Annotated in this window: 16 protein-coding genes; 4 read left to right on the forward strand and 12 right to left on the reverse strand. The window is 69.7% G+C overall.

What is annotated here, in order from left to right; all coding sequences use genetic code 11:
* Positions 1-15: 15 nt before the first annotated feature.
* From CJ197_RS02370 to CJ197_RS02400, 7 genes are all read right to left on the reverse strand, one after another.
* The gene (locus CJ197_RS02370) at positions 16-996 is read right to left on the reverse strand and encodes an alpha/beta hydrolase (protein WP_146007688.1); all 981 of its coding nucleotides are present in this window, start codon (positions 994-996) and stop codon (positions 16-18) included.
* A 105-nt stretch (positions 997-1,101) separates the two neighbouring features.
* Positions 1,102-1,839 carry a C2 family cysteine protease gene (locus CJ197_RS02375; RefSeq protein WP_199173853.1) on the reverse strand — a complete coding sequence of 246 codons (738 nt, stop codon included), beginning with the start codon at positions 1,837-1,839 and terminating at the stop codon, positions 1,102-1,104.
* A gap of 45 nt (positions 1,840-1,884) precedes the next feature.
* Entirely contained in the window at positions 1,885-3,105 is a 1,221-nt protein-coding gene (locus tag CJ197_RS02380) for a pyrophosphate--fructose-6-phosphate 1-phosphotransferase (RefSeq protein ID WP_102235150.1), read from the reverse strand.
* Positions 3,106-3,181: 76 nt separating this feature from the next.
* Positions 3,182-3,973, reverse strand: a complete 792-nt coding sequence (gene hisN / locus CJ197_RS02385; protein WP_102235151.1) for a histidinol-phosphatase — start codon at positions 3,971-3,973, stop codon at positions 3,182-3,184.
* Between the two features lie 154 nt (positions 3,974-4,127).
* Positions 4,128-5,180, reverse strand: coding sequence for a ribosome small subunit-dependent GTPase A (gene rsgA, locus CJ197_RS02390; protein ID WP_102235152.1), 1,053 nt, complete (start codon positions 5,178-5,180; stop codon positions 4,128-4,130).
* Positions 5,177-6,517 (reverse strand): 3-phosphoshikimate 1-carboxyvinyltransferase, encoded by a 1,341-nt coding sequence (gene aroA, locus CJ197_RS02395; RefSeq protein ID WP_102235153.1) that lies wholly within the window; start codon positions 6,515-6,517, stop codon positions 5,177-5,179. Before aroA ends, rsgA begins: the two co-directional genes overlap by 4 nt.
* 5 nt (positions 6,518-6,522) lie before the next feature.
* Positions 6,523-7,071 (reverse strand): hypothetical protein, encoded by a 549-nt coding sequence (locus tag CJ197_RS02400; RefSeq protein WP_102235154.1) that lies wholly within the window; start codon positions 7,069-7,071, stop codon positions 6,523-6,525.
* 322 nt (positions 7,072-7,393) lie between these two features.
* Between CJ197_RS02400 and CJ197_RS02405 the strand changes: the two genes are divergently transcribed.
* Both CJ197_RS02405 and rsrA read left to right on the forward strand, forming a co-directional pair.
* Positions 7,394-8,101: a sigma-70 family RNA polymerase sigma factor gene (locus tag CJ197_RS02405; RefSeq protein ID WP_369801461.1), complete on the forward strand. Its 708-nt coding sequence runs from the start codon at positions 7,394-7,396 to the stop codon at positions 8,099-8,101.
* Positions 8,098-8,427, forward strand: a complete 330-nt coding sequence (gene rsrA, locus CJ197_RS02410) for a mycothiol system anti-sigma-R factor (protein WP_102235155.1) — start codon at positions 8,098-8,100, stop codon at positions 8,425-8,427. Before CJ197_RS02405 ends, rsrA begins: the two co-directional genes overlap by 4 nt.
* A gap of 82 nt (positions 8,428-8,509) precedes the next feature.
* Here the strand turns inward: rsrA and CJ197_RS15835 are convergent, their stop codons facing one another.
* The 5 genes from CJ197_RS15835 to CJ197_RS02430 form a co-directional block, all read right to left on the reverse strand.
* Positions 8,510-8,584, reverse strand: a complete 75-nt coding sequence (locus CJ197_RS15835) for a 50S ribosomal protein bL37 (RefSeq protein WP_369801468.1) — start codon at positions 8,582-8,584, stop codon at positions 8,510-8,512.
* 132 nt (positions 8,585-8,716) lie between these two features.
* Positions 8,717-9,361 (reverse strand): GDSL-type esterase/lipase family protein, encoded by a 645-nt coding sequence (locus tag CJ197_RS02415; protein WP_102235156.1) that lies wholly within the window; start codon positions 9,359-9,361, stop codon positions 8,717-8,719.
* Between the two features lie 81 nt (positions 9,362-9,442).
* The gene (locus CJ197_RS02420; RefSeq protein ID WP_102235157.1) at positions 9,443-13,243 is read right to left on the reverse strand and encodes a multifunctional oxoglutarate decarboxylase/oxoglutarate dehydrogenase thiamine pyrophosphate-binding subunit/dihydrolipoyllysine-residue succinyltransferase subunit; all 3,801 of its coding nucleotides are present in this window, start codon (positions 13,241-13,243) and stop codon (positions 9,443-9,445) included.
* A 118-nt stretch (positions 13,244-13,361) separates the two neighbouring features.
* The gene (locus tag CJ197_RS02425) at positions 13,362-14,462 is read right to left on the reverse strand and encodes an ATP-binding protein (protein WP_102235158.1); all 1,101 of its coding nucleotides are present in this window, start codon (positions 14,460-14,462) and stop codon (positions 13,362-13,364) included.
* Complete coding sequence (locus tag CJ197_RS02430) at positions 14,459-15,205, reverse strand: response regulator transcription factor (RefSeq protein ID WP_102235159.1); 747 nt, start codon at positions 15,203-15,205, stop codon at positions 14,459-14,461. Before CJ197_RS02430 ends, CJ197_RS02425 begins: the two co-directional genes overlap by 4 nt.
* Positions 15,206-15,502: 297 nt before the next feature.
* Here CJ197_RS02430 and CJ197_RS02435 point away from each other — a divergent pair, with 297 nt between their 5' ends.
* Together CJ197_RS02435 and tsaD are read left to right on the forward strand one after the other, a co-directional pair.
* Entirely contained in the window at positions 15,503-16,381 is an 879-nt protein-coding gene (locus tag CJ197_RS02435; protein ID WP_233190602.1) for a M23 family metallopeptidase, read from the forward strand.
* Complete coding sequence (tsaD, locus tag CJ197_RS02440) at positions 16,378-17,427, forward strand: tRNA (adenosine(37)-N6)-threonylcarbamoyltransferase complex transferase subunit TsaD (protein ID WP_102235160.1); 1,050 nt, start codon at positions 16,378-16,380, stop codon at positions 17,425-17,427. The genes CJ197_RS02435 and tsaD overlap by 4 nt, the downstream gene beginning before the upstream one ends.
* The last annotated feature ends 12 nt before the right edge of the window (positions 17,428-17,439 follow it).

Consider the following 17,439-nt stretch of genomic DNA (forward strand, 5'->3'; position numbering starts at 1 on the left):
CGCTGCGGCGGCGCATCACAGCGCGTTCAGGAACTCCTCAATGCTGCGCCGGTACAGCTCCGCATCGTCCCGGTGGATCTGCGCATGCTCAGCCTCCTCAGAGGTCACCAGCTGCTTATCCGCATGGGGCACAGCATCGTAGAGCGTCTGCCCCATCGGCGGGGGAGTGACCTCATCGGCCATCGTGCGCAGCACCAGCGTCGGCCGCGACGTCTTCGTGAGCCACGGCGCGACCTCCGCCTCGCCCAGCCACCAGCCGTGCTCAATCCGGTTCATGACCGTGCCGACGGCCATCATGTAGCCCACCGGGATCCCCTGCTCGGCCTGGACCTCCTGCAGCACCTGCTCGATGAACACGCGCCCGTCGGCGACCGGGCAGTCCAGGATCAGCGCATCGATCCGCGACTCATCCCGCCCCAGGGCGATCCCGGCAGATGCCCCGCCGTAGGACTCGCCCCACAGCACCAGCAGCTGCCCCTCCTCCAGCCCCTCATCCACCTGCGTGACCACGTAGAGGATGTCGTAGGACTCGAGCACCCCGAAGGAGTTGGTGGGCGCCGTGTTGTCCCCGGAGTTGCGCTGGTCCAGGGCTGCCACATCGAAACCAGCCTCGAGGAACATCTGGGCCGGGCGCATCACCGTCTCCTTCGTACCGCCCATGCCGTGGACCATCACCACCGTCCCGCGCGCGGGCTGGTCGGTGCGCAGCTCGAGCACCGAGATCGTGTGGTCGAACCGGGTGGAGGAAACCTCGCTGCGGGTGAGCTCATAGGTCTGTGCCAGGCGGTCCACCTCCGGCAGGAACGGTTCACGGTTCGCGAGCGTCTCCTCCCGCGTCATGTTCTGCGCGGCGCCCTGGGCCACCAGGTGACCCATATACCCCGAGAAACCGACCACGGCGAGCAGCACCAGGATCGCCGTCCCCACGCCGATGCGGGCCAGCACCCGGCGCCATCGCCGCAGGGGCCGGCCAGTGGATCTCGCCCTCGCCGTCATGACCGCAGCGTACTGGACGATCACCCGTCTGAGCAGGGCTGACGTCCCGACAGCGCCCCGCCAGTGACCCTCTGGCGCCCAGTGGGGACCGTGAGCCGGAGCGGTTTACCGCAGCGGTGCGCTGACGTCCACCGAGAGAAAACCCCGCCGGAACCTCACCGCATCCAGCACCAGCACATCCCCGGGCCGGCCCGGATTGCGCAGATGCACATGCCCGGACCGCGGATCCGCTCCCACCACGGCGAACACATGATTGCGGGGGAGCGGGCCGACGGGGCTCGCCACCGAGGGGCTGAACGGATGCGTAGAGGCGAGGATCGCTCGATGCTCGCCGCGCCAGCTGATGATCTCCTGCGCCGAGGGCAGGCGCAGCATGGAGCGCACCCGCTGCCCGGTCAGCACCTCCAGCCCGAACCGGCCGAAGCCGGACTGCAGGAAGCGGTAGCCGCCGGCCACATGCTGCGCGATGGCCTTCTCGAGCGCTCCCACCCAGCCGGGGTTCGCGCCATCCCGTCGGCCGTGCAGCCAGCGTCCCTGCTCATCGACCGGATACCGGCGTTCAACCCGGATCGGTTCCGCGACGGTCGGCAGCTGCACGAGCACGCCCCCATCGGCGTCCTCCTCGAGCATCGCCCGCAGACGCTCCGGGGCGGTCTCATGGATCGCAAGCATCGCGGCCATCACCCAGCAGTCCCCGACCTGCCCCTGACGGGGCCGACGCAGCACCGCGGGCGCGAGCGGTCCGGTATCCGCCCGCAGACGCACGGCACGCGCCCGCCCGATGGGGGCGAGCGCGTGCAGGGTGCGGCGCCAGGTCCGCACGCGGGGACGGTCCACGCTCATCGCGCTGGGCTCCTCACAGCCATCGCCCCCGGTGCGTGCAGTCGGTCAGTGCTGCTCGGCCGGGACGATCTTCTGGCCGGTGCGCTCCATGACCTTCGCGAACCAGTCCTGGGTGACGTCGAAGGACTTGTGACCGGCGATGCGCTCGAACTCGATCGCGCGCAGCACATTGCCATTGCCCTCGTCGTGGCCGATCACGCCGGAACCACCCTCGAGGGACACCTGCACCGCCAGGTCCGTCATGGACTTGATGAGTCGCAGATCCTCCGGGTTCGCCTTCGCGGAGCGGGAGAAGTATCCGGACTTCTGCACCATGACCTTCTCTGCGCCAAGCTTCTCAGCGAACTGCCCCGCGAACCACTGTCCGGGGTTGATGGTGTCGATCTTGACGTGGCCGAAGGGATCCTTGGGGACCTCCTCACCGCGGGCTTCCATCTCGGCGACGATCTCCGGGATCCCCGCGCCCTCGGACAGGAAGATGTTCACGCAGCCGACCTCGTCCATGACCTTCTTCAGACGCTCGGCCTCGGCATCGATATCGAGCTTCAGCTCCGGCAGGAACACGGCGTGGAGGTCCCACCGCTCGGCGCGGTGGCCGATCCCCGGCAGCCACTCCTGCTGAGCGTGCCACTGCTGGTAGTACTCGGCCGCCTGCGCGGTGAGGTAGCCGCACGCCCGGCCCATGACTTCGTGGACGATCAGCATCCGCGGGTTCGAGCCGTGCTCAGCGATGATGTTTTGCGCGAAGACGCTCGTCTGCTCCGCGGCGGACATCGCCCCCAGGGACTGGCGGATCGGCACGATGTCGTTGTCGATCGTCTTGGGCAGACCCACCACATGCAGGTCGTAGTCGTTCTCGTGCAGGTACTTCGCCAGATCCGCGGCGGTGGTGTTGGTGTCATCGCCACCGATAGTGTGCAGCACGTCCACGCCGTCGGCCTTGAGGCGGTCCGCGGCGACCTCCAGGGCGTTCTGCCCCTCCTGGATCAGGCCGCGCTCGACGAGGTCCTTGGTGTTGGTGAGCTTCACGCGCGAATTGCCGATGGGGGAGCCGCCGTAGTTGTGCAGCAGGCCCGCCTTGGCGCGCACCTCGTCATCCACCACGATCTTCTCGCCGGACAGCAGGCCCCAGTAGCCGTGCCTGTAGGCGATGATCTCCACGTCCGGCACCAGCTCGGTGTAGCGCTCGATGAGGCCGCCGACGGCGGAGGACAGGCACGGGGCATAGCCACCGGCGGTCAGCAGGGCGACGCGCTTGACGGTCATCAGGATGGGATCCCTTCACGATGGGGTTTCGGTCGCGTCGAGTCTAGCGATCCCCACCTGGGCGTCGCCGAGGCGCTCAGTCCCGACCGCGCAGTGCCTCCAGCACGTCCTCATGCAGCAGGGAGTTGGTGGCCAGCGCATTGCCGCCGAACGGGCCGTCCTCGCCCTCGAGCGAGGTGAAACGCCCTCCGGCCTCGGTGACGATTGGGGCCAGCGCCGCCATGTCGTGGAGGTTGAGCTCCGGCTCGCAGGCCACATCCACGGCGCCCTCCGCCACGAGCATGTAGGACCAGAAGTCGCCGTAGGCGCGGGTGCGCCAGAACCGCTGCATGAGGTTCAGCATCTGCGGCAGCTGCTCGCGGTCCGCCCAGCCGTGCAGGGAGGAGTAGGACAGCGAGGCCTCCTCGAGGGTGGAGACCTGGGAGACGTGCAGTCGGGTCGCGCTGCTCAGTCGCGAGCCGGTCCAGGCGCCGCCCTCTTCCGCCGCCCACCAGCGCCGGTTCAGCGCTGGCGCGGAGACCAGCCCCACGACGGTTCGCCCCTCCTCGACAAGGCCGATGAGTGTGGCCCACACCGGCACGCCCCGCACGAAGTTGGCGGTCCCGTCGATGGGGTCGATGATCCACTGGCGGGCTGCGCTGCCGGTGGTGCCGAACTCCTCGCCGATCACCTGGTCCCGTGAGCGGGAGCGCTGCAGCTGGGAGCGGATCATCTGCTCGGCGGCACGGTCGGCATCGGTGACCTCGGTCAGGTCCGGTTTGGTGGAGACCTCGAGATCCTGGGCCTTGAAGCGGCTCATGGTGTGCTGATCCACAGCATCGGCGAGCACATGGGCAAGGCGCAGGTCATCGGCGAAACGAGAGGGCATGACCCCTACAGTAGGCGCTCGCGGGTCGTGTCGGCGGGTACCACGCCCGGCGCGCCTGCGCCGCATAGGTCGACATGCTCTGCAGCCCCCGACGGCTCGCAGCCCCGTCACCCCGCAGGCTCGCACAGCTCGCAGGTTCACGCGTCCTAGAGGCTCACACGTCCCAGGGGTCGTTCGCGCGCAGCACCGTGGCCAGGCGCCGATACGACTCCAGCCGCGCGGACCCCGCGCTGCCGGCCTCCCCGGCGGCCACCAGCTCATCCAGCGCGCAATCCGGGCCATCCGCCAGATGCGTGCAGCCGCGCGGACACTGCTCCGCCAGCGGCGCCAGATCCGCGAAGGCTTCCAGCAGATCCTCGGGATCCACATGCCCCAGCCCGAAGGAGCGCACCCCCGGGGTGTCGATCACCCAGCCGCCGCCGGGCAGCTGCATCGCCAGAGCCGATGAGGAGGTGTGCCGTCCCCGGCCCGTGACGTCGTTGACCTGACCCGTGGCGCGATCCGCGCCGGGCACCAGGGCGTTCAGCAGCGTGGACTTGCCCACCCCGGAATGGCCGATGAGCACGCTCACCCGCCCGGTCAGGTGCTCGCGCAGCTGATCGAGGCCCGCGATCTGCTCCGTGCCATCGGCGGTGATCACGCGGCGGGTCTGCACGTGCTCCAATCCCATGGGGGCATAGGAGGACAGGAACGGCTCAGGGTCGCGCAGATCCGTCTTGGTCAGCACCAGCAGCGCCTCGATGCCCGAGACGGATGCTGCCACCAGGCAGCGGTCGATCATGCCGCCGCGCGGCTCGGGGGCGGCCACGGCCGTCACCAGGACCATGAGGTCCACATTCGCGACCAGCGGCCGTTCCGTCGCATCGTCGTCATCGGCGCTGCGACGCAGGAAGGAGGAGCGCTCTGCGATCCGCACGATCCGTGCCAGGCTGCCGTCGCGCCCCGAGGTGTCGCCCACCAGGCCCACGAGGTCGCCGGGGACGATGGGGGAGCGGCCCAGCTCACGGGCGCGCATCGCGGTGACCGCCCGCTCCTGCTCGGTGCCGGCGTCCACGATCGTGCGCCAGCGGCCCCGGTCCACGGAGATCACCCGCGCAGTGATCGCATCCTCATGCCGAGGGCGGTCCTTGGTGCGCGGACGGGAACCGCGACGATTCGGGCGGATGCGCACATCCGATTCGTCGTAGTCCCGCAGCGGACGCCTCACGCCGACTCCACCCCATCATCGGGGGCCGCTTCGGGATGCAGCATCGACAGCCACATCCCCACGAAGTCCGGGAGGGTCTTCTGCGTGGTGCCCACATCGACGATCTGCATCCCGGGCACGCGCAGACCGATGATCGCCCCGGCGGTGGCCATGCGGTGATCCTCATAGGTCTCGAACACGCTGCCGCGCAGCGGACCGGGCACGATCTCCAGCCCGTCGGGAAGCTCCCGGGTCTGCGCCCCCACCTTCGTCAGCTCGGTGGCCAGGGCCTTCAGACGATCCGTCTCGTGTCCGCGCAGATGCGCCACCCCCGTCAGGCGGGAGGGGGAGTCCGCCAGGGCGCACAGCGCCGCGATGGTGGGGACCAGCTCGCCGACGGCCGACATGTCGGCGTCGATCCCGCGGATCGTGCCGGTGCCGCGCACGCACAGCTCGTCATCTTCTCGCAACACCTCGGCGCCCATCCGCGTGAGCAGCTCGCGGTAGGAGTCCCCGGGCTGGGTGGTGGATTCGGGCCAGTCGGCGATTGCGATGGTCCCGCCGGTGACCACGGCCGCGGCGAGGAACGCCCCCGCATTGGACAGGTCCGGTTCGATCGTCACCTGCCCGCCGCTGATCGGCCCGCGGGCCACGCGCCAGGTGTGTCGGCCCTGGTCATCGCGGCCGTGCTCGACCTGCACGCCCGCGGTGCGCAGCGTCTCCACGGTCATCTCCACATGCGGCAGCGAGGGCAGGGTCTCACCCACGTGCACGAGCTCCACATCCTGCTCCGCCCGCGCCGCGACCAGCAGCACATTGGAGAGGAACTGGCTGGACTCGGAGGCGTCCACCTCGATCCGGCCCCCGGGCAGCCGCCCGGTGCCGTGCACCGTGATCGGGAGATGACCGGCCTCACCGTGCTCGGTGACCTGGGTGCCCTGCTGCCGCAGCACCGAGATCACCGCGTGCATGGGGCGTACGAGCGCGGCATCATCCCCGGTGATGTGCACCTGCCCGCGATGCAACGCCGCCAGCAGCGACACGAAACGCATCACCGTGCCGGCGAGGCCCGTATGGATCTCCACCGGCGCGGCATCCTCGCCCGACCCCGGCTCGGGCATCGGCTCGACGTGCAGCGCACCGTCGCGGACGGACAGATGCACTCCCAGCCGCTCCAGGGCATCCCGCATCAACCGGGTGTCGCGGGAGGCCAGGGCACCCCGCAGACAGCTGGGCCCATCGGCCACGGCCGCCAACAGCATCCAGCGGGCCGTGAGCGACTTCGACCCCGGAACCCGCACCAGGGCGTCGACCGGCTGGTCGGCGACCGGTGCGTTCCACAGCACCTCCGACGGCACGGCGCTCAGCCGCGCTGGGCGGCCAGCTGCTTCTGGGCGTTGCCGACGGCGCCCTTGGCCTTCTTCTCGAGGTCGCGCTGGGTCTTGGCGGCCTTCTTCTGGGACCGCTCGATGAACTGTTCCGCGCGGTAGCCCAGCGACGGCTTGCCGTCGTGATCCACCGCCGCGAGCAGCACGCCGCCCAGCAGGCCGGCGTCGGTGAGGATCGACTGGATCTCCCCGGTCAGATCCTCGCCCCGCAGCTCCCACACGCGCTTGCGGCCGGCCCAACCCACCGACGTGGTGGCCAGCAGCGTGACCGCCGCCAGGCGCGGGCAGCGGTTCGTGGCGTACATCAGGCCAGCACCCGCGGCGACCACCCCGGTCGCCCGCACGATGGTGCGCATATCCAGGAACGACGGCACCTGCGAGACCCCGGCGAGAGACTTGTCCGCGGCCTCGAAGGCCTGCGGGAACACGTCGATCTGCCGCTCGGGATGCAGGGCGGTGCGCACGCCCTCGAAGACGAAGGGGGCGGCGAGCAGGGGACGGGCGATGCGTCGGACCAGAGCCATGATGTCCTCACGTTCTTGATGATGGGGGCACTGCCGGTGACCGGGAGCGATCCTGGTCACCGCGCACCAGACTACCGCCCAGGGAATGATCCGCGCCCCCGGCACGTTGAACTGGTCGGCGGAGCACGCGATACACGCGATACGAGCCTCGACGCGAGCTGCCGTATCGAGGCGCGCATCGCGCGGGCCCGCCCGGATCATCCCGCCCGGGACCGATCCGTCTCGAGCTCCTCAGGAGTCGCCCATGGCCGCAGCCGTGCTGGAGCGTGAGCCGTCCTGTCCGGATGCCCCGATGAGCCGCGGTGCCGTAGATTCATCGGTGATGAGCACCGATCACACCACCCTCGCCACCGAGGATCCGCTGCGGGCCGACGCAGCAGCGGAGCGCGACGTCGCCGATTTCGACTTCGAGGCCGAGGCCCTCAGCCACCTCGATTCCCTCTACGGCGGCGCCCTGCGGATGACCCGCAATCCGCACGATGCCGAGGACCTCGTGCAGGAGACCTTCGTGAAGGCCTTCCGCGCCCAGGACCGCTTCACGCCGGGGACGAACATGCGCGCCTGGCTGTACCGCATCATGACCAACACCTACATCTCCGCGTACCGCAAGAAGGAGCGCCGCCCCAAGGAGTCCTGGACGGACACGGTGGAGGATTGGCAGCTCGCGGAGGTCGCCGGGCACACCAGTCGGGGGCTGCGCTCGGCGGAGAATGAGGCGCTGGACCACCTGCCGGACACCGCCGTCAAGGAGGCGCTGGGCGAGCTGCGCGAGGACTACCGGATGACGGTGTACCTCGCCGATGTGGAGGGCTTCGCCTACAAGGAGATCGCGGAGATCATGGACACTCCCATCGGGACCGTCATGTCCCGCCTCCACCGCGGCAGGCGCCAGCTGCGCGAGAAGCTCGCCGACTACGCGCGCTCGAGCGGCTTCCTGCGCGAAGCCCCCGATGGGGCAGGGACCGTTGAGACCGACGCGACAGCAGCGACCACCACGACCACCACGGACGCAACGGAGGAGGAGCGATGAGCACGAACCAGGATGCCCCCGCCGGCGACGCCGGGCGTGACCTCCGCTTCGGTCTCCATGAAGCACTGGATGGCGAGCTGCCCCACGAGACCGTGGAGCGCATGCGCCGCCACACCGCGGACTGCCCCGAATGCGCCGAGGAATGGGAGCAGCTGCAGCTGCTCAAGGAGCTGGTGCGACGCAGCTGCGCAGACCGAGCTCCCTCCGGGCTGCGCGACCGCATCGTCCTGCAGTGCCGCAGTGTCACCGTCACGCGCACCGGGGCCGATGGCACCTCCGTGACCGTCACCCGCACCACCACGCGCCGCAGCGGCCCCGCCCGCTGACCGTGCACGCATGACAAGCGGCCCCTCCCAGATGGGAGGGGCCGCTTGTCATGGGCCGGTGCGTCGCACGCGGCGACCACGGTCAGCTGTTGGGGCGCTTACCGCGGTTCGCGCTGTTCTTGCGACGTGCCTTGCGCTTGCGGCCTCGCTTGCTCATCACGCTCTCCTTCCTTCGCCCGGGTAACCCGGCAATTGTGCCACAGGAGCATGCCCGCATCATGGTCCGCAGCAGGGCCGACGGTCTGCTCGTCACCGAGCTCACACAGCAGTGGGGCGGGTGGTGTGCTGCTCAGGCGGAGGTCCCCAGCCACGCCCCGAAACCACCGTGCAGCACCAGCCAGGCCATCAGCCCGTAGCCGGTCTGCCCCGGATGGTCCCCGGCAGAGCGCGCCAGGTCGCCCTCCCACTGCTCATGGCCGGTCAGCCCGCCGACGGTGTCCACATAGGGGATGCGGCGCCGCGAGCACACATCCTCGAAGGCCCCGGACAGATCTTGGATCCCGGCGCTCAGCCCCGGATCCCGGCTCGGTGCAGGGCCCACCACGAAGGCGGGGATGCGCAGCCGCTCCAGGCCGTCGAGGACCTTGGCGAGGTTCAGGCGCGAGCGGGCCAGGGATACCCCGGCGGCGACATCGGCGCGCCCCATCCCGAGCACCACCCGGTGCTCGATGCTGCCATCGGCCTGTCCGTCCCGGGAGAAGCGGCGCTCCACATCGGCGCTCCACCGCTCGGCGAGTTCCGCGGAGGTCTCCTCCGGCAGCGCCGCGGAGAACACGTCGATGCGGCTGCTGGTGCCCTGCTCACTGGCCACGGCACGGCCCAACCAGCCAAGGGCCCGGGCATCGCCCACACCCGCGAGCAGCTCATCGCCCAGGGCGATGACGCGGATGCGGGATTCCTGGGCCGGGGTGGACGACGTGGGCTGTGACTGCACCGGAACCTCCTGGGCCGGGGATGGGAAGGGCCAACTCTAGACGCGCACGCGGCCCCGGGGCGAACCGGGGCCGCGGCCAGGTCAGTCCGCGAAGGCCTCCTCGAGCAGCGCCTCCTGCTCCTGCTTGTGCGCCTGGTTCGAGCCGGTCGCCGGTGAGGCGGAGGCCGGACGGGCCACCACGTGCAGGGTGCGGCCGACCTGCAGGATGAAGTTCATCGCCATGAAGCTCCAGGCGCCCTGGTTGCGCGGCTCCTCCTGGACCCAGGTCAGCGGCACGTCGCCGTAGGTCTCGAGCACCTGCTGCAGTTGCTCGGTGGGCAGCGGGTACAGCTGCTCGACGCGCACGATCGCGGTATCGGTGATGCCGAGCTTCTCGCGGCGCGCCACCAGATCCCAATACACCTTCCCGGAGGTCAGCAGCACGCGGCGGACATCCTTCGGATCCACCGTGGTATCGGGCAGCACCGGCTCGAAGTGACCGCTCGTGAAGTCCTCGACGGAGCTGACCGCCGCCTTGTTGCGCAGCATCGACTTCGGGGTGAAGACGATCAGCGGCTTGCGCGGCTCGGACAGTGCCTGCCGGCGCAGCAGGTGGAAGTAGCTCGCCGGGGTGGAGGGCATCGCGACGCGCATGTTGTCTTCCGCGCACAGCTGCAGGAAGCGCTCGATGCGGGCGGAGGAGTGGTCCGGCCCCTGGCCCTCGTAGCCGTGCGGCAGCAGCAGCACCACACCGGAGCGCTGGCCCCACTTCTGCTCCGAGGCGGAGATGAACTCGTCGATGATGGTCTGCGCGCCGTTGACGAAGTCGCCGAACTGCGCCTCCCACAGCACGAGCGAGTCGGTGCTCTCCACCGAGTAGCCGTACTCGAAGCCGAGCGCCCCGAACTCCGAGAGTGAGGAGTCGTAGACGTTGAACCGTGCCTGGCCCTCACTGAGGTAGGACAGCGGCGTCCACGTATCGCCGTTCTCGTGGTCGATCAGCACGCTGTGACGCTGCACGAAGGTGCCGCGGCGCGAGTCCTGACCGGCCAGGCGCACGCGCCTGCCCTCCATGAGCAGCGAACCGAAGGCCAGCAGCTCGCCGAAGGCCCAGTCGATATTGCCCTCGGTGGCCATCTGCTCACGGCGCGCCAGAACCTGGGCGAGCTTCGGATGGACGGAGAAGCCCTCGGGAGCCTCGCCGTGCGCGGCGCCGATGCGCTGCAGCACCGCGGCATCCACAGCCGTGGAGACCTCGCGCTGACCGCCCTCGCCCTGCTGGGACTCGGGCAGCTCGAGACCCTGCACGCTCTGCCGCGAGTCCTGCTCGCCCGCCCCCTCGCGAGTGGAGGCGAAGGCCTCATCCAGGTGCTCCTGGAAGTTACGCACCAGCCCCTCGGTCTCCTCCTCGGTGAGGTCGCCGCGCTCGATCAGCGCCTCCATGTACAGCTTGCGGGTGGAGGGCTTGTCGTTGATCAGGCGGTACATCTCCGGCTGGGTCATCGACGGGTCATCGCCCTCGTTGTGGCCGCGGCGGCGGTAGCAGACCATGTCGATCACGACGTCGCGGTGGAACTTCTGGCGGAACCTGAAGGCGATCTCCGCCACCCGCACGCAGGCCTCGGGATCATCGCCGTTGACGTGGAAGATCGGCAGCTGCGTCGACTTCGCGACGTCCGTGGAGTAGAAGGACGAGCGCGAGGAATCCGGCAACGTGGTGAAGCCGATCTGGTTGTTGATGATCACGTGGATCGTGCCGCCGGTGCGGTAGCCGCGCAGCTCCGAGAGGTTCAACGTCTCGGTGACCACACCCTGGCCGGCGAAAGCGGCATCGCCGTGCAGCAGCACCGGCAGCACCGGGAACTCCTCCGGCCGCTCCAGGCGATCCTGCTTGGCGCGGGTAATGCCCTCAAGCACCGGGTTCACAGCCTCCAGGTGCGAGGGGTTCGCCGCCAGGTACACCTTCGTGCTCGCGCCGTCGCGCGAGGTGTAGGTGCCCTCGGTGCCCAGGTGGTACTTCACATCCCCCGAGCCGAGCTTCTGACCGTAATTGCCCTCGAACTCCTGGAAGATCTGGCCGTAGCTCTTCCCGGCCAGGTTCGACAGCACGTTCAGACGCCCGCGATGGGACATCCCGATCGCGACCTCGTCCAAGCCCTCCCGGGCGGCTCCGGCGAGCACCGCATCGAGCATCGGGATCACGGACTCGCCGCCCTCGAGGGAGAAGCGCTTCTGGCCCACGAACTTCGTCTGCAGGAAGGTCTCGAAAGCCTCCGCGGCGTTGAGCCGATCCATGATGTGGGTCAGCTCGTCCTTGGAGAACGCGGTGCGCGGCGTCTCCATCTGCTCCTGGATCCAGGCGCGCTCCTCCGGATCGGAGATGTGCATGTACTCCACGCCGATGGTGCGGCAGTACGCATCGCGCAGATGCCCGAGGATCTCCCGCAGGGTCAGCTCCTCGTGACCGCCCAGGCCCCGCGTGGGAAAGGAGCGGTCCAGGTCCCACAGGGTCAGCCCGTAGGTCTCCACATCCAGGTCCGGGTGCGTGCGCACCCGGTACTGCAGCGGATCGGTGTCGGCCATCAGATGCCCGCGCACGCGGAAGGCGTGCATCAGGTCCATCACGCGGGCCAGACGCTCGGATTCGGTGTGCTCGAAGGGGTTGTCCGGCACCCAGCGCACCGGCTGGTACGGCAGGCGCAGGGAGGCGAAGACCCGGTCGTAGAACCCGTCCTTGCCCAGCAGCTTGTCACCCATCGCCTTGAGGAACTCGCCGGAGGCGGCGCCCTGGATGATGCGGTGGTCGTAGGTAGAGGTCAGGGTCATGACCTTGGAGACCGCGAGCTCGGCGAGGGTGGCGGGGCTCGCGCCCTGGAACTGCGCGGGGTAGTCCATCGCACCCACACCCACGATCACGCCCTGGCCCTTCATGAGGCGGGGAATGGAGTGGACGGTGCCGATACCGCCGGGGTTGGTCAGCGACACGGTGGTGTGCGCGAAATCGTCCATCGTCAGCTTGCCGGCCCGGGCCTTCTTGACGACCTCCTCATAGGCGCGCCAGAAGCCGTGGAAGTCAAAGCGCTGCGCCGCCTTGATGTTCGGCACCACCAGCCCGCGCGAGCCGTCCGGGCGAGGCATGTCGATCGCGAGACCGAAGTTGATGTCCTCGCGCTCCAGGAGCAGGGGCTTGCCCTTCTCATCGACGTCGAAGCCGTTGTTCATGTCCCGGATCTCGGTGATCGCCTCGATCATCGCCCAACCGATCAGGTGGGTGAAGGAGACCTTGCCCAGGCGCTTGCGCTTGAGGTGGTTGTTGATGACCATCCGGTTGTCGAACAGCAGCTTCACCGGCACGTCGCGCACCGAGGTGGCGGTGGGCACGGTGAGGGACTCATCCATGTTGCGCACCACGGCGGCGGCGGGGCCGCGCAGCTTCTGCGGCGTGGGCTCACGCAGCTCCACGGCGGGGATCTGCGCCGTGGTGGTGGGCACCTTCGCCGGGCGGTCCGAGGTGGTGGACACCGACGGCTCCGCCTTAGGGGTCGGCTTCGCGGCGGGCTTCTGCGCCGTCGCAGACTTCTGCGGTGCCGGTGCCGACTTCTCCTTTCGCGGCTCCTCCTGGGAGGCCGAGGCCTTCTGCGGCGTCTGCTCCGGCTTAGCCTGCGGGGCGTCCTCGTTCACGGCAGCGTCTTCCTTCGCGGGATCGGGGGTGCCGGCACTCTTGCCGGAGGAGTTATCGACGGCGGGGGTCGCATCATCGCTCGGCCCACTGTCGGCGAAGTACTCCGCCCAGCTCGGATCGACGCTCGAGGGATCCTGTCGCCACTGGTCGCGGAGCGCGTCCACGAGCCACTGATTCGGGCCGAACTCCGCGTGCTCGGAGTCCTGTGTCTGCTGTGACACTCTGAGATCGCCAGCCTTCTCACGGTCGGGTGATACGGATGAGGTCAGCCTATCCCCACTGCAGGCCCGGCGGGCGCTCCGTGAACGGGACCAAAGGCCCGCAGATTCGTGGGAGACATCACGTCAGGCGGTCACCCTCGCGTCCCTGCCGCATCGGAAGGACAACGCGGATGAGGGAGGAGCGTCCATCGTGGGCGGCCTCGGCCCGCGGGTCATCGGCGACGTCGATCGTCCCGCCATGCAGACCCACTGCCCAGCGCGCGATCGCCAGGCCCAGACCCGTGCCGCCCGAGGAATCCGGGGAGCCGCCCCGCTGGAAACGTTCGAACACCCGCGCGCGATCCTCCCGCGCGATCCCCGGGCCTTCGTCATGCACGTCGATGCGCACCCCGGCGCCCTCCTGCGCGGACGCGGCGCAGACGTGGATGCGGCCGCCGACGGGGGAGTGGCGGGCGGCGTTCTCCAGCAGGTTGTGGATCACCTGGTGGAGTCGCGCAGCATCGGCCTCGACCGTGAGGTCCGGCGGCTCCACCTCGACGATCCAGCGCACATCCCGTCCGCCAGCGGCGAGAGAGGCTGCGTCCACGACTTCGTGCAGGAACGGGGTCAGCTCCACGATCTCCAGATCCAGCTCGATCACCCCCGCATCCAAGCGGGAGAGGTCCAGCAGGTGGTCCACGAGCTGGGAGAGACGCTCCGTTTCGGTCAGGGCCACTTCGAGCGCTGCCGGATCCGGCTCGGTCACCCCGTCCACCAGGTTCTCCAGCTGCGCGCGCAGCCCCGCGACCGGGGTGCGCAGCTCATGGGACACATTGGCCACCAGCTCCCGACGGGTGCGGTCGGTCTGCTCCAGCTCCGCGGCCATGGTGGAGAACGCCGCGGCCAGCTGGCCCACTTCGTCACGGCTGGTGGCACGAACATCGCGGCTGTAGTCCCCGCGGGCCATGGCCCGGGCCGCTGAGGTCATCTCCCGCAGCGGGGAGGTCATCCCGCGCGCCAGCACCTGGGTGGAGACCAGTGCGAGGACCACCACCAGGGGCAGAGCCAGAAGGGGGGCGACTCCGGCGCGGATCGAGATCTGGGTCAGCAGGGCGGCGACCGTCACGCTCACAGCCACGAGCACCCCGAGCTTGACCTTGAAGGAGCGCAGGCGGTCCAGCGGTCGCAGATCCAGCCGATCGGGAACGCGACTGCGCGGTGCGGGCACGGAGCCGCTCACGAGTCCTCGGGCTCGTCCGCGGGCACCTCAAGTGCGTAGCCCACACCGTGGACGGTGCGCACCAGATCGGCGCCGAGCTTGCGGCGCAGCGCCTTGACGTGGGAGTCCACGGTGCGGGTGCCGGTGGCATCCACCCAGTCCCAGACATCGGCCAGCAGCTGCTCCCGGGTCAGGACCGTACCGGGGGTGCTCGCCAGGCACAGCAGCAGATCGAACTCGGTGGGCGTCAGATGCGCCGGGACGCCCCCGCGCATCACCCGTCGGCCCGCCCGGTCGATCACCAGGTCGCCGATCTGCAGCGCCATCTGCGGTTCCGGCCCGGGAGCGGCCGGGGCGCTCGTGCGACGCACCCGGCGCAGCAGCGCCTTGAGCCGGGCGACGAGCTCGCGCATCGAGAAGGGCTTGGTCATGTAGTCATCGGCCCCCACGCCGAGGCCCACGAGCATGTCGGTCTCATCGTCCCGGGCGGTCAGCATGAGCACCGGGACTGGGTCCTCGGCCTGGATCCGACGGCATACCTCAAGCCCGTCGAAACCGGGGAGCATGACATCCAGGACCACGACGTCGGGCCGATGCTCGGACACGGTGCGCACACCCGAGGGGCCATCGAGCGCGGTGGCCACATCCCAGCCCTCGGCTGTCAGGCGATCGGCGATGGCCCGGGTGATTGTGGGCTCATCCTCGATGACCACTACGCGCACGGGGGCCGGGGACGAGGAGCTGTGCTGCTCTGTGCTCGACATGGCGCCACTGTAATGCGGACCCTGCGGGACCGCCTGTGAGAGGCGGCGCGAGCGGGGATGCGAGTGCGTCCGATGTGACCCAGTCCCCATCTGGACGCGTCGTTCGTCAAGTCTCGGCCAGTGCCGGGCCCGGTCGGCAAAAACTTGGCAATGAGCGGGTTGACCAGGACGTTGTTCATGAATTTCCGGCGTACGTTGGATCGCGTTGTTCGGCGACGCGTCCTTCCCTGTCCGGCGTCGCGACCGGACGAACGTCATTGCAAGGAAACCGCCGTCGAAGCAGGAAGAGGTTGCCCCGTGGCCAATCACCGCGCCGAAGGTCGCGCCGCCGTGCGCAAGCCCCGCTCCGTGGGGGGCACCCACCGTGATTCCTGCGTCCCCGGTGGCGCCGTGAAGGTCGGTGTCGTCGGCGTTCTGGCCACCGCGACCATCGCCGCGCCGTTGGCTGCCGCTGCCGCCGGCATCGAGGACTCCGCCCCGCTTCCCGCGCCGATGGCCCAGCAGGCCCCGCAGGTCGCCCCGCAGGACGCCGCGCCCGTCTCCATTCCGACCGCCGCCAAGGCTGACGCTGAGGTGCGCGATACGGACTCCGCTGCCAGCCGCTCCGAGGAGCGCACCTCCCCGGCGGAGGAGAAGGAGACGTCCGAGGACGCCGCGCAGGAGCAGGAGGCTGAAAACACCGGCATCACCGTCGAGGTCGAGGAGCCCGAGCCCGTCGTCGAGCCCGCGGCCGAAGCCGCCGAGAACGGCGAGGGCACCGCTGACGCCAGCACCGCTCCGGCCGCCACCTCCGGGACCGTCCGCCCCGTGCCCGGCCCCATCACCTCCGGCTACGGCTACCGCATCCACCCCATCCTCGGCTACTCCAAGATGCACGAGGGCGTGGACTTCTCCGCCGGGTGCGGCACCCCCGTGCGCTCCGTCCGGGCCGGCACAGTCGTGGCCGTCGAGTACAACGGCGCCTCCGGCAACCGTGTGAAGGTCGACCACGGCAATGGTGAGATCTCCGGCTACTACCATCTCTCCGGCTTCGCCACCTCGGTGGGCGCGACCGTGCAGGCCGGGGACGTCGTCGGCTACGTCGGCTCCACCGGGCGCTCCACCGGCTGCCACCTGCACTTCGCGAAGATGGACGCCAACGGAAACTACTCCAACCCGATGTCCTTCCTGCAGTGACCGCTCCCATCGTCCTGGGAGTCGAATCCTCCTGCGACGAGACCGGCTTCGGGATCGTCTCCGAGGGCCGACTGCTGGGCCAGGGTCTCGCCTCGAGCGCTGCCCGGCACGCTGAGTTCGGCGGTGTCGTCCCCGAGATCGCTGCTCGCGCGCACCTCGATGTGGCGGTGCCCACCCTGCAGGTCGCCCTGGCCGATGCGGGCGTCGAGCTGCGCGACATCACCCACGTCGCCGCGACCTCCGGGCCGGGCCTGGCGACCGCCGTGCACGTCGGCCTCGCGGCGGCGAAGTCCATCGCCTGGTCGCTGGACGTCCCGCTGTACGGGGTGCACCATCTGGCGGGCCATGCCGCTGCCGATGTCCTCGAGCACGGTCCGTTGCCTGAACGCAGCATCGTTCTCATCGTCTCCGGCGGTCACACCTCGATCCTCGCCGTCGGTGACCTCGTGCGTGATCCCATCGAGCACCTGGGCGACACCCTTGATGACGCTGCGGGGGAGGCCTTCGACAAGGTGGCGCGTCTGCTGGGGCTCGGCTATCCGGGCGGCCCGGTGATCTCCCGCGCCGCCGCCGACGGAGATCCCACCTCCTTCAGCTTCCCGCGGGCGATGCTGCGCCCCCAGGATGCCCCGTACACCTTCTCCTTCTCCGGGCTCAAGACCGCGGTGGCCCGCACCGTGGAGACCCTTGAGCGGGCCGGCGAGAGCGTGCCGGTCGCGGACATCGCCGCCTCCTTCGAACAGGCGGTCGTCGATGTGCTGGTCACCAAGGCGCTGCGGGCCGTGCAGGACCAGGGCCTGGACACCCTGATCATCGTCGGCGGGGTGGCCGCGAATGCGCGGCTGCGCGCGCAGGCCCAGGAGCACTGCGACGCCCTGGGGATCGACCTGCGCATTCCGCCGCCGCGCCTGTGCACCGACAACGGCGCGATGATCGCGGCCGTCGGGGACCTGCTGGTCCATGCGGGCGCTGAGCCCAGCGGCTTGGGGATCGCCGCGGATCCCTCCGCGCTGCTGCACGGCGCGCAGCTGCCGCTGCCGCGGTGAGGTCGCTTACAT

Origin of the sequence: Brachybacterium sp. UMB0905 (assembly GCF_002871795.1) — a bacterium.
In the GTDB taxonomy this organism is placed as follows: Bacteria; Actinomycetota; Actinomycetes; order Actinomycetales; family Dermabacteraceae; genus Brachybacterium.